Raw genomic sequence first — 23,875 nt, 5'->3', positions numbered from 1 at the left:
CGGAGAGCGCATATGCGCCCGCTGCTGCTGCTTGCCTGCCTGTCGCCACTCACGCTCCTGTTCGCGCCGGGCACCGCCGCCGCCGCAGAAGTCTGCGACATCCCGCCTCGCTACGGCTTGAGTCCGCTGGCGATGGGCATCGTCCGCACCGCCTGCAATGAGCACCGCCTGTGGTACCGCCCCTTCATAGACAGTGAAGGCCGCGCCGCCAATCTTGGTGTCAGCGAGGCCGAGCGCGAGTACCTGGCCGACGACGGCATGCCCGCGTGGCAGCGCGTGGTCGCCTATTGGCGCGACAGCGGCACCCTGGGACCGATGGGCAGCCAGCCTGGCGCAACCAGCTGCATGGAACCGTTCGGCATGCGTTACACCGACAGCGACTGCCGCGCGTTCCTGATCGACAACCCATGGTCGGCCGCCTTCATTTCCTGGGTGATGAGCCGCGCCGGGGTACCCGGCTTCACCCGCTCGCCGCGCCACATCGATTACATCCGCGCCGCCTACCAGAACACCGGGCCGTACCGGATGACCGACCCCGCGCAGGAAAAACCCGCCCCCGGCGATCTCCTGTGCTACCTGCGCGGCCGAACCGAATCACTGAGTTATGCCGGTCTGGTACAGCAGCTCAGGGGCGGCACGGTGGCGAACTGGAAATCCCACTGCGAAGTGGTGATCGCGGCCAACATGGGCGGCGACCATACCCTGTACCTGATCGGCGGCAACGTGATGAACACGGTGGCGATGCGCAAGCTGCCGCTGGATCGAAGCGGACGCATCCAGCTGCCGCCGGCTCCATCCAGCGATCCCTATGACATGGGCTGTACCCCGGGACGCGAAGACGAGTGCAACTTCAACCGCCAGGACTGGGCGGCCCTGCTCAAGCTGGTGGCAAGCGCACCCATGCATGCGCCATTGCCGGCACCGGCACCGGCACCCCCCCTGCCATCGGCACCGGTCCAGCCTGGCGTCCCCGCGCCGGCTCAGAAGCAGACACCTACTTTCCCGCGGGTTGTTCCGCCCAGGCCCCAGCCGCAGTCGCCCCTTCCGACCTCGCAGCCATCGGCACCGCAGCAGGACGCGCCGCCGCGCACGTAGCGGTGTCGCGACGCCCGCCGGTGCAGTGCACGATCGGCTTGATCCGTGGCCGGTTCGTCGCCATCTTGGAGGTTCCTGACCACGATTCCCGCGAGCCGCCGATGCCCAGCCTGATCCTGTTGATGATTGCCGGCGCGTTCGTCTACGCCTTCTGGAATTCATCGCGTGCCGCCGCTGAGCGCGCCATTGAACTGGGCCGCAACGCCTGCCGGGCCGCCGACGTGCAGTGGCTGGACCAGGCCGTGCATGCCAGTGGCATCCGCGTCTGCCGCAAGGACAACGGCTGGCTGGGCTGGGAACGGACCTACCGCTTTGAGTACTCGTATGACGGCATAGACCGCCACACCGGCCGCATGGTGCTGCGCGGTGACGAACTGATCGCCTTCGTTGGCCCCTCGGCGGCGCGCATCAGCGAAATCCGGCGCAGCGTGGATACCACTGGCGCCGAGGACGCGTAAAAGCGAAATCGCCGCCCTGGGGGCGGCGATTTCCTATTTCACCACGCGCAGCTGCGGGCGACCGCTCGGCTTGGGCGGGGTGTCGTCCGGGGTCGGCGTGTCATCGGGCGGCAGGGTATCGTCCGGGTTCGGCTCGTGCCCGGGGATGTCGTCCGGCAGCGCCATGCCCTGCCCGGTTTCGCGGGCGTAGACGGCCAGCACCGCGGAGATCGGCACCTGGACCGGGTAACTGGTGCCCGAGAACCGGGCCGAGAAGCTTACGTTGTCATTGTCGATGTGCAGCCGCACCACCGCGCGTTCGGCGATGTTGAGAACCACACGGCCGTCCTTCACCGCGCTCTGCGGCACCTGCACGCCGGGCATGCCGGCGTCGACCAGAATGTGCGGGGTCAGGTCGTTGTCGTTGATCCATTCCACCAGCGCCCGCAACAGGTAGGGGCGATGGCTGGTCATGCGGAAAGTGTCTTCAGTCATTGTGGGGCGCCGCGGAAATGTGACAAGTGTACGCGCCCACCCGTGCAGCGGTCAGCAGGCACGTCGCCCCACGTAAAGCGCCGATGCAGCCAACCGCCAATCAGACCGGCAGGTCGCGCAGCTTCTTTTCCTGGTCGGTCAGGCTGCGGATGAAGCCCGGGTGGCGGAAAATGCGGTTGCCGTAGTCCTCGATGGACTTGCCATCCTTCGGCAGCGGCACGTCCAGCGACTGCAGGCGCCAGATGATCGGCGCCATGGCGCAATCGGCCAGACTCATTTCCGGATTGAGGAAGAACTTGCTGGCCTTGAACAACGGCACCGCGCTGGTCAGCAGTTCCTTCAACCGCTTGCGCCCCGCCTCGGCCTGTGTCTTGTTGCCCAGCTGGATCGCCTGAACCTGCGGTACCCAGTCATGTTCGATGCGCAGCATCGCCAGCCGGATCCGTGCACGCGAGAGCGGATCCACCGGCATCAGCGGCGGGTGCGGGTAGCGTTCATCGAGATATTCGCTGACCACCGAAGCCGCGTACAGCACCAGTTCGCGCTCCACCAGGGTGGGCACCGAGTGATACGGGTTGAGGTCGATCAGATCCTCGGGCGGGTTCTGCGGGTCGACCGGGACGAAGTCATAGGTAACGCCCTTGGCAGCCAGCACCAGGCGCACCCGATGGCACAGCACGTCGTCATTCGAAGAAAACAGGGTCAGGGTGTTCCGCATGCGTACGCTCGCCGCCATCAAAGGCTCTCCAGCGATCGGTATCCGCCGGTCGCATCGGCGCTGCCAGCCCATTGCCGACAGTCGTCACAGTACCCGAGTGTGCAACTGCCCATCACAAAAGCCAATAGGCCGATCGACTTCAGACATTCGATCGGCGTTGGCTATATGCATAGGCTCAATGCACGTCCTTCCAGTACTCCTTCTTCAGCAGATAGGCCAGGAAGGTCAGCAGCGCCAGGAACAGGATCACCCACACGCCGAGCTTCTGCCGCTTCAACGCCGCCGGTTCGCCCGCGTATTCAAGGAAATTGGTGATGTCCCGCACGGCCTGGTCATACTGCCCAGGATCGAGATTGCCGGGCTGCACCACCTTGAGCCCGGTCACCGGCGCATCGGCACCCGGCGCTTCCGGTTTGCCGTGCACGGCGTGCTGCAGGCCCTGCATCTCCCACAGGGGATTGGGCATGGACGCGTTGGGGAACAGCGCGTTGTTCCAGCCGAGCGGGCGGCTGGGGTCCAGGTAGAACGACTTGAGATAGGTGTAGACCCAGTCACTGCCGCGCACCCGCGAGATAAGGCTCAGGTCCGGCGGCATCTTGCCAAACCACTTTTCGGCATCCGCCTTGGGCAGCGTCACCGGCACCGCTTCGCCGATCGGCACGCCGGCAAAGTTGAGGTTGTTCATGACCTCTTCTTCGCTCAGCCCCAGGTCCTGCGCCATCCGTGAATAGCGCAGGTATTTGAGCGCGTGGCAACCCGAGCAGTAGTTCATGTAGAGCTGGGCACCACGCTGCAGCGACGCACGGTCGCCCAGGTCGTTACCCGCCTGCAGGGTCTTGCCGCCTTCGGCGGCGCCCGCCAGGGTGCTCGCCAGCAGCAGGGCGGCCGCGCAGGCCAGCCGGACAATCCAGTGGTCAGTCATGCGTGGTCACCCGGTCCGGTACCGGCAAGGTCCTGTCCAGCTTGGTCCATAGCGGCATGGTGATGAAGAAGGCGAAGTACAGGAAGGTCAGCACGCGGCCGACGTAGGTTTCATGCGCATCGGTACCCGGCCCGGACCCGATCACGCCCAACCAGATGAAGCACACCGCGAACACACCCAGCAGGGCGCGCGACAGCCAACCGCGATAGCGGTAGGACTTGACCCGCGCCCTGTCCAGCCACGGCACGAGGAACAGGATGGCGATGGCCGAGAACATCACGATCACGCCTCCCAGCTTGTTGGGGACCACGCGCAACATGGCGTAGTACGGCGTGTAGTACCAGACCGGTTTGATGTGCTCGGGCGTGACCAGGCGGTTGGCCTCGGTGAAGTTGTCGTGCTCCAGGAACAGGCCGCCAAAACCCGGTGCGAAGAAGATGATGAAGGCCGCGATGATCAGCAGGAAACCGGCCCCCACCCCATCCTTGAGCGTGTAGTACGGGTGGAACGGAATGCCATCGGTGGGCGCGGTGGCCGACCAGCGGTTGCCCTTGGGCCCCTTCTTGATTTCCACGCCATCAGGGTTGTTCGAACCCACTTCGTGCAGGGCCCCCAGGTGCAGTACCACGAGCAACAGCAGCACCAGCGGCAGCGCAATCACGTGCAGGGCGAAGAACCGGTTGAGGGTGGCATCGCTGGGCAGGTAATCGCCCATGATCCACTCGGTCAGTCCATTGCCGATCACCGGAATGGCGCCGAACAGCGAGATGATCACCTTCGCGCCCCAGAACGACATCTGACCCCACGGCAGCACATAGCCCATGAACGCTTCGGCCATCAGAACCAGGTAGATCAGCATGCCCAGGATCCACACCAGTTCACGCGGCTTCTGGTAACTGCCGTACATCAGGCCGCGGAACATGTGCAGGTACACCACGATGAAGAACAGCGAGGCCCCGGTAGAGTGCATGTAGCGGATCAGCCAGCCCCACTCCACATCACGCATGATGTACTCGACGGAGTTGAAGGCTTCCAGCGCACTGGTCTTGTAGTGCATCGTGAGGAAGATGCCGGTCACGATCTGGTTGACCAGGATCAGCAGTGCCAGCGAACCGAAGTAGTACCAGAGGTTGAAGTTCTTCGGCGCGTAGTACTCGCTGACATGCTTGCGGTACACCGGCATAAGCCCCGGCGCGCGCGCGTTGACCCAGTCGGCGACGCCGGTGGCGGTACGGGAAAGAATGTTGGCCATGATCAGGCTGCCCCCTGCGGATCAACGCCGATGATGATGGTGCTGTCGTCCTGGTAATGGTGCGGCGGCACCAGCAGGTTGATCGGCGCCGGAACGCCATCGAAGACGCGACCGGACATGTCGAAGCGGGATTTGTGGCACGGGCAGAAGTAGCCGCCCTTCCATTCCGGATCGAACGGCTCGGGGCGGATTTCGGCCACCATCTCCGGCGAACAGCCCAGATGGGTGCACAGCCCGACCAGCACCGATACCTCGGCCTTGATCGAACGGAATTCGGGGTTCTGCTTGAGCACGTAGTCCGGCTGCTGGTCCTTGTTCTCGGACGCCGGATCCCTCAGTCGACCATCGAGCCCATGCAGGGCGTCGAGGATGGCCTTGGAACGCTTGACGATCCAGATCGGCTGCCCACGCCACTCCATGACCAGTCGCTGGCCTTCCTGCAGGGCGCTGATGTCGGCAGATACCGGTGCACCGGCCAGTTTGGCGCGGGCGCTGGGATTCCATGACTTGATGAACGGAACTGCGGCGAAACCGACGCCGACTGCTCCCACCACTGCGGTGGTTGCTGAAAGAAATCGTCGACGTCCAGTGTTGACTGGATCGTTTACCCCATCGTTGGCCATCCGGCACTCCGATATTGATTAGGTAGCTTGAGGCTGCCAGCAGACCGGTGGGGGCCAGTCCACAATGAATCGTGATCGACTATAGCGGAACCTGACTCGGCGACACAATGGCACCGACACCACGCGCGCCGGCCAACGGTCGGCGCTGCCACGACATCGTCGACACCGGTAGCGCCGGCCGTTGGCCAGCCTGCGCAATGGGGTCGAACGCGATGCAGGGATTACTGCGTCGACGCGGTGGCGCCGCGGTAGCGATCGGCCAGCAGGGCCACGCGCTTCACGTAGTACTGGGTCTCGCTGTACGGCGGCACGCCACCATGACGATCCACCGCACCCTCGCCTGCGTTGTAGCCGGCAGCGGCCAGGGTGAGGTTGCCGTTGAAACGCTTGAGCAGCCACGACAGATACTGCACGCCGCCGCGGATGTTCTGCGCCGCATCATATGAATCAGTGACGCCGAAGCGGCGCGCGGTAGGCGGCATCAGCTGCATCAGGCCCTGTGCGCCGGCGCGACTGAGCGCGGTCGGGTTGTAGGCCGATTCGGCGTGGATGATGGCGCGGACGACCGCTTCTTCCACCCCGAACTCGCGCGCGGCCGCCGCGATCTCCGTCTGGAACGCGGTGGTGTTGAGGCGGATCGAACCGAAGTTCACGCCCGGATTGGCGCCGCAGGCGTAGCAGCGCTCGATGAAGCTGTAGTGGATGGTGCGGACCGGGCCCAGGCTGGCCACCTGCGCGGGCCGGCGGCTGGTGTAATGGCGCACGCCATCCTTCATATAGGAGTAGACCTGCCCGTTGACCACGCGCTGGGCCTTGCCGGAGCGTGCAGACGGTGCAGGGGCGGCGGTGAGTACAGTGGCGGCCTGGGCCGGCGCTGCGGCCGGGACCAGCGCCGTACCGGACGTTGCCCCGTCCTGGACGGACACAGGCGACGGCGCGGCCGTCGCCACGACCGCAGGGGCTGGTGCGGGGGCCGGAGCCGGCGGAACGTAGCGGCGCGGGGCGCTGCGGTCCGGACGGTAGCTGCTGACCACGCTGCACGGGGTGCCGGCAACGCGCTTGCTGACATAGCTGGGAATGCCGTCTGCGCCAACACACTTGTACAGGGTGCCCGCACTGGCCGGCACAGCGGTCAGCGCAGCCAAGGCCAGCGCAGCGATCCCCAAGATCCCCTTCATGGGGCGGAGTGTCTCCGTTTCGCGCGCCGTTGCCAACCCTTTGACGCGGAGATAACCAGCGCATCAGGGACTGCGTCACGGATTCACGCCGCCGAGGGGGCAGCCGCCCGGGCGCAGGGCTGCGTCCATCCTGGCCCGGACAGCGCCACGTCCGGCGTGGCTGGTGGCCGGCCCGGGGTACAATGGCAGGCTACCCGGCAGCCCTACCGGCTGCCTGCCCGCCCACCCGACTGGAATAAGCGCCATGACCGGGACGCCAGCTTCGACCCTGCCGACCGTGGTCGGCACCGCCGTGCCTGCCCTCGATTCACCCCGCCCCGACCTGCTGCCCCTGCCCGGTTCCCGGCCGCAGGTGAACGGCCCCGTGCGCGGCAAGCTGTACATCAAGACCCACGGTTGCCAGATGAACGAGTACGACTCGACCAAGATGGCCGACGTGCTTGCTGCCGAAGAGGGGCTGGAGCTGACCGACGATCCGGCCGAAGCCGACGTGCTGCTGATGAACACCTGCTCGATCCGCGAGAAGGCGCAGGAAAAAGTATTCAGCCAGCTGGGCTACTGGAAGGCACTGAAAAACAACGGCCGTGGCGTGATCATCGGGGTAGGCGGCTGCGTGGCATCGCAGGAAGGCGAAGCAATCATCAAGCGCGCCCCGCACGTGGACCTGGTGTTCGGCCCGCAGACCCTGCACCGCCTGCCGGAGCTGATCCGCCAGCGACGCGAATCGGGCAAGTCTCAGGTAGACATCAGCTTCCCCGAGATCGAGAAGTTCGACCGCCTGCCGGAGCCGCGAGCCGAAGGCGGTTCGGCGTTCGTGTCGATCATGGAAGGCTGCTCCAAGTACTGCTCGTTCTGCGTGGTGCCCTATACCCGTGGCACCGAGGTCAGCCGCCCGTTCGAAGACGTGGTGGTGGAGGTGGCGCAGCTGGCCGCACAGGGCGTGCGCGAGATCAACCTGCTGGGCCAGAACGTGAACGCATACCGCGGGCCGTATGGCGAAGGCGAAATCGCCGACCTGGGCCTGCTGATCCGCACCATCGCCGAGATCGACGGGGTGGACCGGATCCGCTTCACCACCTCGCATCCGCTGGAGTTCAGCGATTCGCTGGTGGACGCCTACCGCGACGTGCCGCAGTTGGCCAACTTCCTGCACCTGCCGGTGCAGGCCGGCAGCGACCGCGTGCTGTCGGCGATGAAGCGCGGCTACACCGCGCTCGAATTCAAGGCCAAGATCCGCAAGCTGCGTGCGGTTCGCCCGGACATCTCAATCAGCTCGGACTTCATTGTCGGCTTCCCCGGAGAAACCGACGCGGATTTCGAGAAGACCATGAAGTTGATCGAGGACGTCGGTTTCGACCACAGCTTCTCCTTCATCTATTCGCGGCGGCCAGGCACGCCCGCTGCCGACCTGGAAGACACCATCAGCGACGCGGAGAAGCACGCGCGGCTGTCGCGCCTGCAGGCCCGGATCAACGAGCAGGCGGCCGCGATTTCCCATGCCATGGTGGGCACGGTGCAGACGGTGCTGGTGGAAGGTCCGTCGCGCCGCGACCCGAACGAGCTGACCGGCAAGACCGAGAACATGCGGTCGGTGAACTTCCCGGGGCAGGCGCGATTGGTCGGCCAGCTGGTGGATGTGGAGATCACCGAGGCGTACAGCAATTCACTGCGTGGGCGGTTGGTCATCGCGTGAGGCCACGTACCGGCCGACGGTCGGTACCTCCCGGGCAGGTGCCGACCGCTGGTCGGCATCCGCGCTGATCCAGGCGCTTGCGGAACCGATGAAGGCCCGCAGCCAGCACCTTCGTCCACCGCTCCCGCCAGCGCGCGCCAAGCAGCACGATGCCGCGCACACGCACTGGTCATGAAATGATCACCCCTCCGCAGCCATTGCGCCGCAGGGGGTAACGCCGCTTATCCACACCTTTCCCGCGCAACCGCCCACAAGCGGTGTGGAAAACCCCGAGGTAGATGTCGCTTTTTTGACCACGCAGGCGACAGCATTGCGGCAGTAGGGCCGTCAGCAACTATCCACAGGTTGCTGCACTGCTGCTGCACAGCCGCTGTGGAGAACCCCGCTGCTGTGGCGAGGCCCCCGCGCCCGCGCTACCCTGTCCTTCCTATTCCCAACTTGCGGCACGGTCCTGGCGACCGCAGCCGACCGACGCAATGACCGCACTGGCACACCGCGACTTCACCCTGGCCCCGGAAGACAATGAACGCCTGGCCAACCTGGCCGGCCCCTTCGACGAGCACCTGCGCCAGATCGAACTCAAGCTCGGCGTGGAAATCGCCAACCGCGGCCACGTCTTCCGGGTGACCGGCCCGAAGGCCGTGGCCGAGGAAGCACAGGCGCTTATCGAGGCGCTGTACCTGGAGGCGGCCGAGACGCCCTTCGACAGCCACGCCATCCACCTGCGCCTGAACCAGGCCAACGTGGAGCACATGGTAGAGCGCAGCTACGAAGCGCAGGAAGTCACCATCAAGGTCAAGCGCGGCACCGTGCGCGGCCGTGGCGCCAACCAGGCGCGCTACCTGCACCAGATCACCACCCACGACATCAACTTCGGCATCGGCCCCGCCGGTACCGGCAAGACGTTCCTGGCCGTAGCCAGCGCGGTGGATGCCTTGAACGAATCCCGCGTCCAGCGCCTGATCCTGGTGCGCCCGGCGGTGGAAGCCGGCGAGAAGCTCGGCTTCCTGCCGGGTGACCTCAGCCAGAAGGTCGATCCCTACCTGCGCCCCCTGTATGACGCGCTGTATGAAATGCTGGGCGTGGAAAAGGTGATCAAGCTGCTGGAAAAGAACGTCATCGAGATCGCGCCGCTGGCCTACATGCGCGGGCGCACCCTCAACGATGCGTACGTGATCCTGGACGAAGCGCAGAACACCACCGTCGAACAGATGAAGATGTTCCTGACCCGGCTGGGCTTCGGCTCCACCGCCGTGGTCACCGGCGACCTCACCCAGACCGACCTGCCCAAGCACGTGAAGTCCGGCCTGCGCGACGCCATCGAAGTGCTGCGCGACGTGGACGGAGTGAGCTTCACCTTCTTCGAGGCCCGCGATGTGGTGCGCCACCCGCTGGTGGCGCGCATCGTCAGCGCTTACGACCGCCGCGACCTGCAGCAGGTCAAGCCGGGTGCCGAATGAGCGCGGCCGTCGCGGTGCGGCGCTACACGCGCGATACTGTCGTTTCCTGATTGACCAGACGTTCCGGAACTGCCATGACCAAAGGCCCCATTCGACTCGATGTCGCCGTCAGCTACGCGCTGCCCCGTGCCGGGTTGCCCTCGGCGGTGAGTTTCCGCAAATGGGTGGCCGCCGCGCTCAACGGCCGCATCCGCGAGGCCGACCTGGCCATCCGCGTGGTCGATGCGAAGGAAGGCCAGTCGCTGAACCGGCACTACCGCGGCAAGGACTACGCCACCAACGTACTCAGCTTCCCCGCCGAGCTGCCGGAGGGCCTGCCAAAGGGGGTCAAGTTCCCCCTGCTGGGCGACCTGGTGATCTGCGCGCCGGTGGTGGCCGCCGAAGCGATGGAACAGGCCAAGGCGCTCAATGCACACTACGCGCACCTGACCGTGCACGGGGTGCTGCACCTGCTGGGCTGGGACCACGAGGACGACAAGGAAGCCGAGGCCATGGAACAGCTGGAGCGCGAGATCCTGGCCGACCTCGGCATCGCCGACCCCTACGCCGGCGAGCGCTGAGCCGCCGCCCCTGACGGACGTTTCCTGCATGACCTTCGCGCGCCCCGCCTGCCTGTGCCTGCTGGCCCTGTTCTCCACCCCGGCCCTGGCCGCCGCCCCGGCCGCCGCGCCGCTGGACCTGGCCGCGCTGATCGAGTGCCGCCAGCGCGTGGCTGACTATGACGCGGTCGCCCCGGTCGTGGCCGACCCGCTCAAGGCGGTGGCCAACGGCATGCAGCCGCTGCCGCAGAACAACCCGTTCATGAGTGAGTACCGCCTGGCTGCGCCGTTGACGGTGTTCGGCGTGCGCACCGAATACGTGGCGGTGTCCGGGGCCAGCATCATGGCGATCCTCGACGTGGCCGATCCCCGCCCGATGGCCAGAACCCTGGCGCTGGAAGACGGGGTGGACAACCCGGACAAGTTCATGGCCGGCCGTGAAGTGGTCAGCCAGGACGTGACCGATCCGCGCACCGGCGAGCCGATGATCGAATCGATCATCCTGAGCCTGTCCACGGTCAAGACCCACCCGGGCAAGACCTTGGCCGGCTGCACCTACAGCCTGGACCTGCCCGCCGAGGAGGAGGCCCCGGCCGACACCCCGGCGCCGCCGGCCGGCGCCCTGCCCCCGTCCGCGAAAACCCCGGCGGACGGGCACTGACAGCGGCCCGCATCCTGCTAGACTGGCACCAACGCCCGGCTCGCCGGGTGCCTTTTTTGCAGAGATGTCTGAAGACGACAGTAGTGGCTCCGTTCCGGAGCAAAATGAGAAGAAGCGCAGCTGGCTTGAACGCCTGACCTCTGCCTTCTCCGGCGAACCCCACACCCGCGACGAGCTGGTGGCGGTACTGCACTCCGCGCACGAAGACGGCCTGATCGCCGCCGACACGCTGCGCATGATGGAGGGCGCGATCTCGGTGGCCGAGCTCACCGTGGGCGACGTGATGATCTCGCGTTCGCAGATGGTCTCGCTGCCGGTGGAAGCTCCCTTCCTTGAACTGATGAAGCAGGTCGTGGAATCCGGCCATTCGCGCTTCCCGGTGCACGGTGACAACAAGGACGACATCCTGGGCGTGTTGCTGGCCAAGGACCTGCTGCGCGGCGTGGTCGCCGACAACGGGCCGGCCAACGTCCGCGAGCTGCTGCGCCCGGCGGTGCTGATCCCCGAAGCCAAGAAGCTCAACGTGCTGCTCAAGGAGTTCCGGCTGTCACGCAACCACATGGCGATCGTGGTGGACGAGTACGGTGGCGTTGCCGGGCTGGTCACCATCGAAGACGTGCTGGAGCAGATCGTCGGCGAGATCGACGACGAGCACGACGAGGCTGAAGACCATACCGCGCAGATCGCGATCCAGGCCGACGGACAGTACGTGGTCGACGCGCTGACCCCGATCGAGGATTTCAACGAGCGTTTCGGCGCCACGTTCCCCGACGACGACTACGACACCATCGGTGGCCTGGTCACCGAGGCGATCGGGCACCTGCCCGAAACCGGCGACGAGCTGACCCTGGACCGCTTCGTGTTCCGGGTGGCGCGCGCCGATGCCCGCCGCGTGCAGGCGTTCCACGTGACCGTGCTGCCGCCCGACGCCATCATCGAGGATTGACCCACGCCATGCGGCCCCTGCTGACGCGGTGGCCGTTGTGCCGCCTGTTGTTCCTCCTGTTCCTGGCCAGTGTGCCCAGCCTGCCGCAGGCCGCGCTGGCACAGGCAGCGGCTGAACCCGCGACGGCCCGCGCCGTCGCGTCGCCCGCAGAAGCACCCCCGCCCCGCATCGGCATCGTGACCATGCAGCCGGGCAGCATCTTCTTCGAGCGCTTCGGCCACGATGCGATCGTGGTCGCGGACCCGGTGACCGGCGAGGCCACCTCGTACAACTTCGGCTATTTCGACCCCAGCGAACCCGACTTCGTCGGCCGTTTCCTGCGCGGCGAAATGATGTATTACCTGGTGGCGCTGCCACTGGACCAGGACCTCACCTATTACCGTGACAGTGGCCGCGGCGCCAACCTGCAGTGGCTGGACCTGGACCCGGCACAGGCCCGCGCCCTGGCCGCCTCGCTGGCCGAGCGCGCCAAGCCGGAAAACGCGCGCTACCGCTACGATTACTACACCGCCAACTGCGCCACCATGGTCCGCGATGCAATCGATGGTGCCTTGGGCGGCGGGCTGCACTCTCAGCTGTCCGGGCGCTCGCGCGGCAATACCTACCGCAGCGAATCCGTGCGTCTGGCTTCGCCAGCCCCCTGGATGTGGCTGGGCTTCGACATCGGGCTGGGCCCGTATGCCGACAAGCCGTTGTCACGGTGGCAGGAAGCCTTCGTGCCGATGCGCCTGGCCGATGCCCTGCGCGAAGTGCGCAACAGCGACGGTCGCCCACTGGTGAAGGCCGAGCAGGAACTGCTGCCGCACCGGATCGCGCCGGAGCCTGCTGAATTCGCGCGCCGCTGGTGGCCATGGCTGCTGTGCGGGCTGGTGCTGGCGGCCGGCGTGCTGGCCCTGCAGCGCCGCCGGCGCCTGCTGGCTGGGTTGGCACTGCCGCTGTGGGTGTTCTGCGGTATCGCCGGCATCCTGCTGGCTTACCTGTGGGGTTTCAGCGCGCACCACGCCGCCTGGGCCAATCGCAACCTGCTGCAGCTTTCGCCGCTGTGCCTGCTGCTGGTGCCGGGCGCGGTGACCCTTGTGCGCGGGCGCGCACCCGGGGCGTGGTTCCGCTGGATGCTGTGGGCGGTTGCCATGCTGTCGCTGCTGGGCCTGGTGCTGCACTGGCTGACCCTGCAGGCGCAGGTGAACCTGCAGTGGATCGTGCTGCTGCTGCCACTGCACGCGGCGCTGGCGTGGGTGCTGGGCCGTCGTGACCTGCCTGTCACAGGCCGCTGAAGCAGGATGTCGTCCATGGAAACCACCGCCAATCCAACCTGCGTCATCAACTGCGTGCACTATGACGACCAGGGCAAGCGGCACGACATCGCGCTGGATGCGATCAGCGACGTGATCGCCAGCAACAACGGGTTCGTCTGGGTGGGGCTGTACGACCCTGCCGATTCGGTCCTGTTGAAACTGCAGGAAGAGTTCTGCCTGCACGACCTGGCCATCGACGATGCGCGAAACGCACACCAGCGGCCCAAGGTGGAAGCGTACGGCAACAGCCTGTTCGTGGTGGTCACCACGGCACAGCGGGTGCACGACCGGATCGAGTATGGGGAAACCCATGCGTTCCTCGGCCCGCGTTTCCTGGTCACGGTGCGCCACGGTGCCTCGCTTTCCTACGCGCCGGTGCGCGCGAGGGTGGAACGCGAGCCGCAACTGCTGACCATGGGTGCGTCCTACTGCCTGTATGGCGTACTGGACTTCGTGGTCGACAACTACCTGCCGATCACCACCGACTTCCGCGACACCCTGGATTCGCTGGAGAAGGACATCTTCGCCGACAGCTACCAGCGCAGCACCGTGGTGCGCCTGTACGAGCTCAAGCGCGAACTCAACAAGATGCGGATGGCGGTGGCGCCGCTGCAGGACGTGCTGGCGCAGCTGCGCCGGTACCCCGGCGAACTGATTCCCGATGAAGTGAAGCTGTACATCCGTGACGTGCACGACCACGCAGTGCGCATCAGCGATGTGATCGACACCCTGCGCGAGATGCTGGGTACCGCGCTGAGCGTGAACCTGTCGCTGGTCACCCTGGCCCAGGGCGAGACAGTCAAGCGCCTGGGTGCCTGGGCGGCCCTGCTGGCCGCCCCCACGCTGATCACCAGCTGGTACGGCATGAACTTCACCCACATGCCCGAACTGGACAAACCGTGGGCCTACCCCGCGATGATCATCGGGGTCGGCGCAATCTGCGTGGGTCTGTATCGCCTGTTCAAGCGGGTACGGTGGCTGTAAGCGCGTATCGACCAACGGTCGATACCTACCGCGGTACGTGACCACCGTCGTGTCCCCGCCGATAGGTGACCACCGTGGTGTCCCCGCCGGTAGGTGACCACGGTGGGTGTCCCCGCCGGTAGGTGACCACCGTTGGTGGTCACGCTGTATCAGGCGACGTAAACCGTCTTGATGTTCATGAACTCGTGGATGCCGTGGTCGGCCAGTTCGCGACCGAACCCCGAGCGCTTGCTGCCACCGAACGGCAACCGAACATCGCTTTTGACGATCGCGTTGACGAACGCCGCGCCGCATTCAAGCCGCTTGGCGATGCCTTCACCACGCACCGGATCGCCGCTCCACACGCTGCCGCCGAGCCCAAACGTGGTGTCGTTGGCCACGCGCAGCGCCTCGGCATCGTCGCGCACGCGCAGGATCGCCGCCACCGGCCCGAACAGTTCCTCGTCGTAGGCCGGCATGCCGGGCACCACGTTGTCCAGAATGGTAGCCGGATAGCCCGCATGGGTACCGGCCAGCGGCTCGCCGCCCAGCAGGACCTTCGCGCCCTTGCCCACGCTAGCCTGCACCTGCTTGTGCAGCTCATCGCGCAGGTCCGCACGGGCCATCGGCGCCAGCGTGGTCTTCTCGTCCTGCGGATCGCCGTACACGCGCGCTCCGGCCGCCGCCACGAACTTCTCCACGAACGCGTCGGCAATCGCGTCGACCACGATGAAGCGCTTGGCTGCGATGCAGGTCTGCCCGCTGTTGTCGAAACGTGACTTCACCGCTGCGGCCACGGTCTTGTCCAGGTCCGCATCGTCCAGCACCACGAACGCATCGCTGCCACCCAGCTCCATCACGCACTTCTTGAGCTGGTCTCCGGCGTTGGCCGCGATCGAGCGCCCTGCCCGCTCGCTGCCGGTCAGGGTGACCGCCTTGACCCGCTTGTCGCGCAGCACCTCGGCCGCCTGGTCGTTGTCGATGTGCAGCACATCGAACACGCCCTCCGGCAACCCGCCGTCGCGGCACACCGCCAGGATCAGGTCGGCGCACTGCGGCACGTTGCTGGCATGCTTGAGCAGGGCCACGTTGCCGGCCATGAACGCCGGCGCCAGGAAGCGGAACACCTGCCAGATCGGGAAGTTCCACGGCATCACCGCGAACACGCAGCCGATCGGTTCATAGCGCACGTAGCTGCGCTGGGCTTCGGTGTCGATCAGCTGGGGCTTGAGGTAATCGGCGGCATGGTCGGCGTAGTACTCACAGGCCTGCGCGCACTTTTCCACCTCGGCCAGCGCCTCGCCCTTGAGCTTGCCCATCTCGTTGGTCATCGCCTGCTGGATGTCGTCCTTGCGTGCGCGCAGCTGGGCGGCGATGGCGCGCAGGATCGCGCCGCGCTCCTGCAGCGAGCGGGCCGACCACAGCGGGAAGGCCGCGGCGGCAGCGGCCAGCCGCTGCTCGATCCCGGCGGCGTCCAGCAGCTCATGGCGGTAAGTCACAAGGCCCGTGGCGGGGTTGACGATTTCGACGGTCATCGCGGTGCTCCGAAAGACAGGCACCCATTCTGCGCCCGGCCCTGTGAGCCGGGTGTTTTCGGGCGTTGCCGGGCAGAGCCCGGCACTACCGGTCTTGGAGCGCCATCTGCACGTCGCGCTGCCGGCGCTTCTCGCTGCGCGCGGTGATGAACCACCCGGCCACCGCCGCGATCGAGACCGCCAGCACCATCAGCGTGGCCAGCGCGTTGATCTCCGGCTTGATGCCCATCCGCACCGAGGCGAATACCTTCATCGGCAGCGTGGTCGAATTCGGCCCGGCCACGAAACTGGCAATCACCACGTCATCCAGCGACAGGGTGAAGGCCAGCAACCAGCCGGCCACCAGCGCCGGGGCGATGATGGGCAGGGTGATCTGGAAGAACACCTTCAGCCGGCTCGCGCCCAGGTCCATCGCCGCCTCTTCCAGCGAACGGTCCAGCTCCTGCAGGCGCGAGGAGACAATCACCGTCACGAAGGACAGCGTGAAGGTGACATGCGCGATCCAGATGCTGCCCACCCCGCGGCTGGGGAAGCCGGGAATGCCGCCCATCGCCACCAGCAGCGTCATCAGTGAGAAGCCCAGGATCACCTCGGGCATCACCAGCGGCGCGGTGATCAACGCGCCGAACACGGTCTTGCCCGGGAAGCGCTTGAAACGGGTCATCACCATCGCCGCCATCGTGCCGAGCACGGTGGCCGCGCTGGCGGTCCAGAACGCCACCTTCAGGCTGATCCACAGCGCATCCAGGATCTGCCGGTTGTTGAACAGCTCGCCGTACCAGCGCGTGGAGAAGCCCGACCACACCGTGGCCAGCTTGGACGCATTGAACGAATAGATCATCAGCAGCAGGATCGGCAGGTACAGGAAGGCAAAGCCCAGGCCCAGGACCGTCCAGCCCAGCCAGCGGCTGCGGCGCACCATGCTCATGTCAGCTTCCCTTCCAGCTCGCGCTGCTGCACCCGGTTGAACAGCAGGATCGGCACCAGCAGCAGGGCCAGCATCACGATCGCCACCGCCGAGGCAGTCGGCCAGTCGCGGTTGTTGAAGAACTCGCCCCACAGCACCCGCCCGATCATCAGCGTGTCCGGCCCGCCCAGCATTTCCGGGATCACGAATTCGCCCACCGCCGGAATCATCACCAGCATGCAGCCGGCGATGATCCCGGTGCGCGACAACGGCAGCGTGATGCGCAGGAACGCCTGCCACGGCTTGGCACCGAGATCGTAGGCCGCTTCAAGCAGGCGGTTGTCGAGCTTCACCAGGTTTGCATACAGCGGCAGCACCATGAACGGCAGGTAGCAGTACACGATGCCGATGTAGGCAGCGGTCGGGGTGTACAGGATCTGCAGCGGTGCATCGATCACCCCGATTTTCAGCAGCAGCTGGTTGAGCAGGCCGTTGCGGTCGAGGATGCCGATCCAGGCGTACACCCGGATCAGGAACGAGGTCCACGACGGCAGCACCACCAGCATCATCGCCACGTTGCGCGCAGCAGGACGCATCCGCGAAATCACATACGCCATCGGGTACCCGATCAGCAGCGTGAACAGCGTGGCGATCACCGCGATCCTGATCGAGCTCAGATAGGCCAGCACGTACTGGCTGTCCTTGACCATGGCCGCGTAGTTGCCCAGGTTGAGCTTGAGCGAGAACGCACCGTCCACGTACTCCAGCAGCCAGGTATACGGCGGCGAGCCGACCTGGGTGCGCGAGAACGAGATCATGAGGATGATCACGAACGGCACCGCGAAGAACAGCAGCAGCCACAGGTAGGGCGCGGCGATCACGCCGCTGCGCGTGCCGGGGAGCCAGCGCTTCCAGCCGGTGGCGTTCATGCGGTGAGCACCACGCCGTCGTTGTCGCGCCAGTGCACCCAGACGCTGTCGCCCCAGGTCAGGCCATCGCTGGCCCAGCGCTGGGAGTTGGCGAAGTTGGACAGCACCTTGGCCCCGCTGGGCAGGCGCACGTGGTACACCGAATGGCTGCCGAAGTAGGCGATCTCCTCGATCACGCCCTGTGCCTTGTTGGTATCCCCGGCCGGCTCGTCCTTGCCGATCATCACCTTCTCCGGGCGCAGCGCGAACGCCACCGGCTGGCCTTCGTAGCCGGTAATGCCGTGGGCCACGTAGATGGGCGCCGGGAACAGCGGCGTGCGCACGGTGACGTACTCGGGCAGGTCCTCGTCGATCACCCCATCGAACAGGTTGACCGAGCCGATGAAGCCGGCCACGAAGCGGTTGGCCGGCTGCTCGTAGATTTCGTCCGGCTTGCCGACCTGCTGGATCCAGCCGGCATCCATGACCGCGATGCGGGTAGCCATGGTCATCGCCTCTTCCTGGTCGTGGGTGACCATCACGCAGGTCACGCCCGAGGTTTCGATGATGTTGACCAGCTCCAGCTGCATCTGCGAGCGCAGCTTCTTGTCCAGCGCGCCCATCGGCTCGTCCAGCAGCAGCAGCTTGGGCCCCTTGGCCAGCGACCGCGCCAGCGCCACGCGCTGCTGCTGGCCGCCCGACAGCTGGTGCGGCTTGCGCTTGGCCAGCTTCTCCAGCTGCACCAGCTCCAGCATCTCGCCGACCCGGCGGCGGATCGCGTCGCGGGCCAGGCCGTCCTGCTTCAGGCCGAAGGCGATGTTCTGCTCCACGCTCATGTGCGGGAAAAGCGCATAGGACTGGAACATCATGTTGATCGGGCGCTGGTAGGGGGGCAGCGCATTGATGCGCTGGCCGTCCAGGTCGATGGTGCCGGCGGTGGGGGTCTCAAAACCACCCAGGCAGCGCAGCAGGGTCGATTTGCCGCTGCCCGAGCCGCCCAGCAGGGCGAAGATCTCACCCTTGCGCACGTCCAGGCTGACGTCGTCGAGCGCGACGAAGCCGTCGAACTCCTTGCGCAGCGCGCGGATGGACAGATAGCCCGGCTCCAGGACCGGGACGACCTCGCCTTCCGGCTTGGCTTCAAATGGCATGGGCAGCGGCTCCAGGAGCGGCATCAGGACGGGGGGACGGCCCATTTTAGCGACCGTTGGCGACAGCAGCGATACCGGATCGTGGCGGTTGGGGCTGGCCGGGAAGAAGCTGAGTCCCCCAAGACACTAATAATAAAGGTGCAGAGGCAGGGTGAACGGGCTTAAAGGTCCCTTCAGCCCTCAGGCCAGGCGGGTCAAGCCGTCGAGGACCAGCCAGTTGGTCCCCGACATACCGTTAGCGTTGAGCGCACGAGACCGATATACCTTCAGGGCAAGGGAATTTGCTAGGCCCGGAAAATCCTCTGCCACGCAGATATGCGTAACACTTCACAGATCCAAGCCCTGACCAATCCAAAACTCTATCCTTCATCACAAAGCAGGCGCTTGCTTTGTTGATGCACGAATCTGGTGTGAAATGCTTCCACCTCACCCTCAATGGTCCCGACATAGATGTCAACAAAAGCCATTTTCGCAACGTTGTGTGCACTCGGATTTGCATGCCAGCCGTCAATTGCCGGAGCGCAAGTAGTAGCGACCGTAGAGCAAGCCAAGTCGGCGAATCCGTCCACCGTGGCACTGCTCGTCACATACGTAAACAAAGGATCTGAACCTGTCGCACTCCGCCTGATCGATGTGCCGCGCACGGGAAAAGACGAGAAACTCAGAAGCAACGCGCTCAATGTAGTGGGAATCGACGGTTCGCGGCCGAGGTACTTGGGCTACCACATGGGGATGACCAGAGAGGCTTTGAGTCGAACTCAGACACTTGCGCCAGGTGAGTTCATGACCAGGACCATCAACCTCCATGCAAACTACGAACTGAAAGCGGGCATGAGCTATGACGTCTCGCCAACGGAGTACCGCCAAAGTTCAGTCCAGCAATCTGAAGAGTGTGCAGCTTCTCGTGATCGACAACACTGCACCCGGGCAGTATTCACGACACCTCCAACCATCAGGATCACGGTCCCCAGTAGCATCAAGCCGCATTTCCCGCCGGAACGAGTTGCCAGTGCCAACACAGAAAAGGCCTGCACGCCAGATCAACTGAACGCGATTACGGGGGCCATGGGACCATCCTCCGATCTCGCCCGGGCCGCAAAGTCTTACCTGGCTTCGCTCTACAGGACGGAGGTTATCGATGGAAACGTTGTAACTCGCTTCAACCAGACCCCCCGATACAGCAGCTGGTTCGGTAGTCATGGTGATCCAGATGCCCCAAATCCTGTGAATAAGAGAATCAGGGACGTCGTCAATGCTGCAGCTGACCGATATGGAATGCTGTCACCCGCCACTTGCAGCTGTTCGGACGAAGACGAAAAGGACGGCACTACCGCTTGGGTTGACCCCAACTCCGCCCACGTCATCAACTACTGCCCTGCGTTCTTCAAACTCCCGGTCGGACCCAACATCCAGACTGGCTCACAGGCGGTCACGATCTACCATGAAGTCACACATTTCGATGACTTTCTGTCCAAGGGAGTCTCTGATCTCGACGGCAAATTCAGCTCTCCCGAAGATGCGCGTTGGGTAGCAGGGAATGAGCGCGACCTGGCGGCGGACAACGCCTACAACTTCGAGTACTTCGCTGACAATTATTCCAGTGAAGAGTGAGGCTTCATTCAAGGCACCCGTAACGGTGCAAGCGCTGCACGTACCCCGACACATCGTCGGGGTAGAATCTCTGCAGGGTTGCCCAACGCAGAGCCCTCGCTCAGCAAGCAACCTGCGCTTTGCACATTGCTGCACACGCCTTGCTTGACAGCCTAAGGCATGGCTCACGGGCTTTCACGGCCGAAAACGCTCCCTACTCTGACGTTCCCGGCTAGCCCAGGCGGGCGCGTGTGCAGATCCTTGATGGCCCGCACAGGTTTGGAAATGCAGATCAGCTGAGTCAAGCATCGGATCACAATCCGTACGATCCTGCGTTGACGATGCAACTCCTTCAAGGCGTTATCTCCAGAATGGCGAACGCGCACCAAAAGGAGATACGCATGTACACCAGTGACCGGCTCAAGCGGACCTCGGAAAGTGAACAGCGCTCCCTCAAGTCACACCTTGATGTCGCAATCATTGGAGCCGGACACTCCGGCCTGTCTCTCAGCGCCTTGCTCGTAGAGGCAGGCGTGAGTCACCAGGTTCTGGAAGCAGAAACCATCGGCTCCAGCTGGACGCGGCGGTGGGACTCATTCCGTCTCAATACGCCCAACTTCCTGACCGCCCTGCCCGGCTATCAGTACGACGGCATGGATCCAACGGGTTTCGCCACCGCGCCCGACGTCATCGAGATGCTGACCGGCTATGCGCGTCGACGGCAGCTGCCCGTCGTCGAGGGATGCGTCGTGCATCGGGTCTTTGCGGCAGGCGATGGCTACCGCGTCATCACCAGCGAAGGGACGCTGGAAGCACGCTGCGTGGTGGTGGCCAGCGGGGAATACCGTCGCCCGCGCTGGCCACGGGCGTTCTTCTCCCCTGCCCCCGAGCTGGAGGTCGTCCACTCCAGCGACTACCGTCGACCCGAGCAGCTCGGCCCCGGTGCAGTGCTTGTAATCGGCGGTGGCCAGTCCGGCGCGCAGATCGCCCAGGACCTGCGCACTGCCGGGCGCGAGGTGTATTGGTCCATGGCCGACCGCTTCTCGCACATCCGCCGGGTGCGCGGCAGGGACTCGATGCACTGGTGGGACATGCAGGGGCTGCTGCACCGGCATGTGAGCGAACGCCCGGACGTGATCGCGGGGCTGCCGGGCGCCCTGCAGAAGGCGCGAACGGCGGAGTTCCCCTTGGTATCGGGTACCGGCGCGCTGGGCATGGGCAGTTCGATCAGCCTGCTGTCGATGCACCGCGACGGCATCGTGCTGCTCGGCAGGCTGAAGCATCTGGAAGGCCACATCGCGCATTTTCGCGACGCGCGCCCGCAGATCCGCGCAGCGGTGGCCGGCACCCGCGCCGAATACAAGCACCTCAACGACATGGCCGATGCGCACTACACGACAGCCACAGAGATCCCCACTGACGACGCGCGCTACCTGCCCGAGGAGGTCTATCTGGACTGGGAGCCGGACGCCTCACCGCGCTGCATCCGGCTGGACGCAGCCGGCATCGGCGCCATCGTGGCGGCCACCGGTTTCGACGCACAGTGGCCATGGCTCGAAGTACCGGGCGTGCTCGATCCGAACGGCTACCCGCTGGGCGCTTACGGCGTCTCCCCGCAGCCGGGCCTGTTCTTCATCGGCATGTACAACCTGCAGCGACCAAGCTCGAACTTCCTGTGCAATGGTGGGCGGGATGCGGAAGCGCTCTTGCCGAGCATTCTCGCGCAGCTACGGTATCCTTCGGCGATGGTCAATTCGTGCATCGAACGGATGGAATCGTGAGGGTCCAAAGGCCATGGATGGTGGCTGCCCTCCTGCTATGTGTTTCTTCTACCGAAGCGAGAGTCGCCGCATCCATCAAGCAACGCTGCGCGCCACCCAGCGACAGCGTTGTGGTGACGGTGCGGTACGTCAACACAGGCGCACAGACAGCCACGATCCGCGAAGCAGACATTCCCAGCGCGATGCCTGACGGAAAACTGTGGAGCGACTATTTCCAGGTGGTCTCGACCTCTGGCAACGCGGCGAGGTACACGGGAAACGTGGTCAACCTGGTGCCGGAGGTACGGAATGAGGCCGTGGCACTGAAGCCAGGCGAGGAGGTTGCTGTCGACGTCAACATCTCCGCCAACTATGCGCTGGATCAGGAAGCCACGTACGACATCCAACTCCGCGGATTTCAACAGTCGTCCGAACACGGCACCCGGACCTTCACGGACTCCCCGTCGACCAGAATCCTCCCGCCTCGCATCTGGGCACGCCGGCGCTGCTCCCAATGAAAAAGGGCCGCCGATTCTGACCGGCGGCCCTTCCATCCATCCTTCAGACCCGTCGCCTCAGCGACCCGTCTTCACCTCGGTCCAGAACCGGGTGTAGAGCTTGTCCACTTCCGGCGGGTTGATCGAGTAGGTGAACATCTTCGCGGCCACGTCGGCCGGCGGGTAGATGGTCGGGTCGTTGCGGATCGCTTCGTCCACCAGCGGCGTGGCCGCGCTCACCGGATTGGCGTAGTGGATGAAGTTGGTGTTGGCCGCGGCGACCTTCGGGTCCAGCAGGTAGTTGATGAAGGCGTAGGCCGCTTCCGGGTGCTTGGCATCCTTGGGAATGGCCAACATGTCGAACCACTGCGGCGCGCCTTCCTTCGGTATCGAATAGGCCACGGTCACGCCGTTGGCCGCTTCGGCCGCGCGGTCGCGGGCCTGGATGATGTCGCCCGACCAGCCCACCACCAGGCAGGTGCCGCCGTTGGCCAGCGAACCCACGTACTGCGAGGAGTGGAAGTTCTGCACGTACGGGCGGATGGTCTTGAGCAGGTCGGCCGCTTTCTGGATCACCGCCGGGTCATGGCTGTGCGGGTCTTCGCCCAGGTAATGCAGCGCGATCGGAATCATGTCGGCCGGGGTATCCAGGATCGTGATCCCGCAATCCTTCATCTTGGCGATGTTTTCCGGCTTGAAGATCAGGTCCCAGCTGTTGGCGATCTCGGTGCTGCCGCCGAAACGCTCCTTGAGCATCTCCACGTTGTAGCCGATGCCGGTGGTGCCGATCATGTACGGCACACCGTACTTGTTGTCCGGATCCTGCTGCGCGATGCGCTTCATCATCTCCGGATCGAGATTGGCCAGGTTCGGGATCCTGCTCTTGTCCAGCGGCAGGAACACGCCTGCCTGGATCTGGCGGCCGAAGAAGTTCAGGGTCGGCACCACCACGTCGTAGCCGCTGCCACCGGCCAGCAGCTTGGTCTCGACCATCTCGTCGCTGTCGAACACGTCGTAGGTCACCTTGCTGCCGGTGGCCTTTTCGAAGTTCGGGATGGTGTCTTCGGCGATGTAATCGCTGTAGTTGTAGACGTTCAGCACCTTGCTGTCTTCCTGCTTGGCGCCGCCACAGGCGCTGAGCAGGGACACGGCGATGCCGAGGGTGAGGATTCGCAGCTTCATTGGACTCTCCGCAGGTCAGGTGCGAGGTGGGGGAACCGGCCGGACCGGTAGAACGGTGCCAGCGTACC

23 protein-coding genes are annotated in these 23,875 nt (G+C 65.1%); 12 read left to right on the top strand and 11 right to left on the bottom strand.

The window, feature by feature from the left end; genetic code table 11:
• Window positions 1-12 precede the first annotated feature (12 nt).
• The gene (locus tag ACGFZ3_RS03200) at window positions 13-1,095 is read left to right on the top strand and encodes a DUF2272 domain-containing protein (RefSeq protein WP_392916288.1); all 1,083 of its coding nucleotides are present in this window, start codon (window positions 13-15) and stop codon (window positions 1,093-1,095) included.
• 101 nt (window positions 1,096-1,196) lie between these two features.
• Complete coding sequence (locus ACGFZ3_RS03195; RefSeq protein WP_392916285.1) at window positions 1,197-1,553, top strand: DUF3301 domain-containing protein; 357 nt, start codon at window positions 1,197-1,199, stop codon at window positions 1,551-1,553.
• 33 nt (window positions 1,554-1,586) lie between these two features.
• Here ACGFZ3_RS03195 and ACGFZ3_RS03190 read toward each other — a convergent pair whose 3' ends face one another.
• The 6 genes from ACGFZ3_RS03190 to ACGFZ3_RS03165 all read right to left on the bottom strand — a co-directional run bounded on the left by ACGFZ3_RS03190 (window position 1,587) and on the right by ACGFZ3_RS03165 (window position 6,720).
• A complete protein-coding gene (locus ACGFZ3_RS03190; RefSeq protein WP_392916282.1) occupies window positions 1,587-2,027 on the bottom strand; it encodes a ClpXP protease specificity-enhancing factor in 441 nt (146 codons plus the stop codon).
• A 100-nt stretch (window positions 2,028-2,127) separates the two neighbouring features.
• Window positions 2,128-2,763: a glutathione S-transferase N-terminal domain-containing protein gene (locus tag ACGFZ3_RS03185; protein ID WP_068850679.1), complete on the bottom strand. Its 636-nt coding sequence runs from the start codon at window positions 2,761-2,763 to the stop codon at window positions 2,128-2,130.
• Between the two features lie 157 nt (window positions 2,764-2,920).
• Complete coding sequence (locus tag ACGFZ3_RS03180; RefSeq protein ID WP_392916278.1) at window positions 2,921-3,667, bottom strand: cytochrome c1; 747 nt, start codon at window positions 3,665-3,667, stop codon at window positions 2,921-2,923.
• Window positions 3,660-4,919, bottom strand: a complete 1,260-nt coding sequence (locus ACGFZ3_RS03175; RefSeq protein WP_392916275.1) for a cytochrome bc complex cytochrome b subunit — start codon at window positions 4,917-4,919, stop codon at window positions 3,660-3,662. Before ACGFZ3_RS03175 ends, ACGFZ3_RS03180 begins: the two co-directional genes overlap by 8 nt.
• Window positions 4,920-4,921: 2 nt before the next feature.
• A complete protein-coding gene (gene petA / locus ACGFZ3_RS03170) occupies window positions 4,922-5,542 on the bottom strand; it encodes a ubiquinol-cytochrome c reductase iron-sulfur subunit (protein WP_392916272.1) in 621 nt (206 codons plus the stop codon).
• 221 nt (window positions 5,543-5,763) lie between these two features.
• The gene (locus ACGFZ3_RS03165; RefSeq protein WP_392916269.1) at window positions 5,764-6,720 is read right to left on the bottom strand and encodes a lytic transglycosylase domain-containing protein; all 957 of its coding nucleotides are present in this window, start codon (window positions 6,718-6,720) and stop codon (window positions 5,764-5,766) included.
• Between the two features lie 244 nt (window positions 6,721-6,964).
• On the opposite strand from ACGFZ3_RS03165, the gene miaB reads away from it, so the two are divergent.
• The 7 genes from miaB to ACGFZ3_RS03130 all read left to right on the top strand — a co-directional run bounded on the left by miaB (window position 6,965) and on the right by ACGFZ3_RS03130 (window position 14,298).
• Entirely contained in the window at window positions 6,965-8,413 is a 1,449-nt protein-coding gene (gene miaB, locus ACGFZ3_RS03160; RefSeq protein WP_392916266.1) for a tRNA (N6-isopentenyl adenosine(37)-C2)-methylthiotransferase MiaB, read from the top strand.
• Between the two features lie 476 nt (window positions 8,414-8,889).
• A complete protein-coding gene (locus tag ACGFZ3_RS03155; RefSeq protein WP_392916263.1) occupies window positions 8,890-9,873 on the top strand; it encodes a PhoH family protein in 984 nt (327 codons plus the stop codon).
• 74 nt (window positions 9,874-9,947) lie between these two features.
• Window positions 9,948-10,433, top strand: a complete 486-nt coding sequence (gene ybeY, locus ACGFZ3_RS03150) for an rRNA maturation RNase YbeY (RefSeq protein ID WP_068850652.1) — start codon at window positions 9,948-9,950, stop codon at window positions 10,431-10,433.
• A gap of 28 nt (window positions 10,434-10,461) precedes the next feature.
• A complete protein-coding gene (locus ACGFZ3_RS03145; protein ID WP_392916259.1) occupies window positions 10,462-11,073 on the top strand; it encodes a hypothetical protein in 612 nt (203 codons plus the stop codon).
• Between the two features lie 64 nt (window positions 11,074-11,137).
• Window positions 11,138-12,019: an HlyC/CorC family transporter gene (locus ACGFZ3_RS03140; protein WP_392916257.1), complete on the top strand. Its 882-nt coding sequence runs from the start codon at window positions 11,138-11,140 to the stop codon at window positions 12,017-12,019.
• An 8-nt stretch (window positions 12,020-12,027) separates the two neighbouring features.
• Window positions 12,028-13,293: a DUF4105 domain-containing protein gene (locus tag ACGFZ3_RS03135; protein WP_392916254.1), complete on the top strand. Its 1,266-nt coding sequence runs from the start codon at window positions 12,028-12,030 to the stop codon at window positions 13,291-13,293.
• Window positions 13,294-13,308: 15 nt separating this feature from the next.
• Window positions 13,309-14,298, top strand: coding sequence for a magnesium and cobalt transport protein CorA (locus ACGFZ3_RS03130; RefSeq protein WP_392916251.1), 990 nt, complete (start codon window positions 13,309-13,311; stop codon window positions 14,296-14,298).
• Between the two features lie 149 nt (window positions 14,299-14,447).
• Here ACGFZ3_RS03130 and ACGFZ3_RS03125 read toward each other — a convergent pair whose 3' ends face one another.
• The 4 genes from ACGFZ3_RS03125 to ACGFZ3_RS03110 form a co-directional block, all read right to left on the bottom strand.
• Window positions 14,448-15,812, bottom strand: coding sequence for an NAD-dependent succinate-semialdehyde dehydrogenase (locus tag ACGFZ3_RS03125; RefSeq protein ID WP_392916248.1), 1,365 nt, complete (start codon window positions 15,810-15,812; stop codon window positions 14,448-14,450).
• Window positions 15,813-15,897: 85 nt separating this feature from the next.
• The gene (locus ACGFZ3_RS03120; protein ID WP_392916246.1) at window positions 15,898-16,740 is read right to left on the bottom strand and encodes an ABC transporter permease subunit; all 843 of its coding nucleotides are present in this window, start codon (window positions 16,738-16,740) and stop codon (window positions 15,898-15,900) included.
• Window positions 16,737-17,648: an ABC transporter permease subunit gene (locus ACGFZ3_RS03115; protein ID WP_392916244.1), complete on the bottom strand. Its 912-nt coding sequence runs from the start codon at window positions 17,646-17,648 to the stop codon at window positions 16,737-16,739. Before ACGFZ3_RS03115 ends, ACGFZ3_RS03120 begins: the two co-directional genes overlap by 4 nt.
• Entirely contained in the window at window positions 17,645-18,778 is a 1,134-nt protein-coding gene (locus ACGFZ3_RS03110) for an ABC transporter ATP-binding protein (RefSeq protein ID WP_392917568.1), read from the bottom strand. The genes ACGFZ3_RS03115 and ACGFZ3_RS03110 overlap by 4 nt, the downstream gene beginning before the upstream one ends.
• Window positions 18,779-19,348: 570 nt before the next feature.
• On the opposite strand from ACGFZ3_RS03110, the gene ACGFZ3_RS03105 reads away from it, so the two are divergent.
• The 3 genes from ACGFZ3_RS03105 to ACGFZ3_RS03095 all read left to right on the top strand — a co-directional run bounded on the left by ACGFZ3_RS03105 (window position 19,349) and on the right by ACGFZ3_RS03095 (window position 22,646).
• Window positions 19,349-20,389 (top strand): M35 family metallo-endopeptidase, encoded by a 1,041-nt coding sequence (locus tag ACGFZ3_RS03105; protein WP_392916242.1) that lies wholly within the window; start codon window positions 19,349-19,351, stop codon window positions 20,387-20,389.
• Between the two features lie 380 nt (window positions 20,390-20,769).
• Window positions 20,770-22,149 (top strand): flavin-containing monooxygenase, encoded by a 1,380-nt coding sequence (locus ACGFZ3_RS03100; RefSeq protein ID WP_392916241.1) that lies wholly within the window; start codon window positions 20,770-20,772, stop codon window positions 22,147-22,149.
• A gap of 17 nt (window positions 22,150-22,166) precedes the next feature.
• On the top strand, window positions 22,167-22,646 hold the full coding sequence (locus ACGFZ3_RS03095; RefSeq protein ID WP_392916239.1) for a hypothetical protein: 480 nt from the start codon (window positions 22,167-22,169) through the stop codon (window positions 22,644-22,646).
• Between the two features lie 57 nt (window positions 22,647-22,703).
• Here ACGFZ3_RS03095 and ACGFZ3_RS03090 read toward each other — a convergent pair whose 3' ends face one another.
• Entirely contained in the window at window positions 22,704-23,807 is a 1,104-nt protein-coding gene (locus tag ACGFZ3_RS03090; RefSeq protein ID WP_392916237.1) for a polyamine ABC transporter substrate-binding protein, read from the bottom strand.
• Window positions 23,808-23,875 lie beyond the last annotated feature (68 nt).

The organism is Stenotrophomonas sp. NPDC047960 (assembly GCF_043204395.1).
GTDB lineage: Bacteria > Pseudomonadota > Gammaproteobacteria > Xanthomonadales > Xanthomonadaceae > Stenotrophomonas.
The sequence above is the reverse complement of the archived record's forward strand: the minus strand, read 5'-3'. Positions and strand labels throughout refer to the sequence as shown.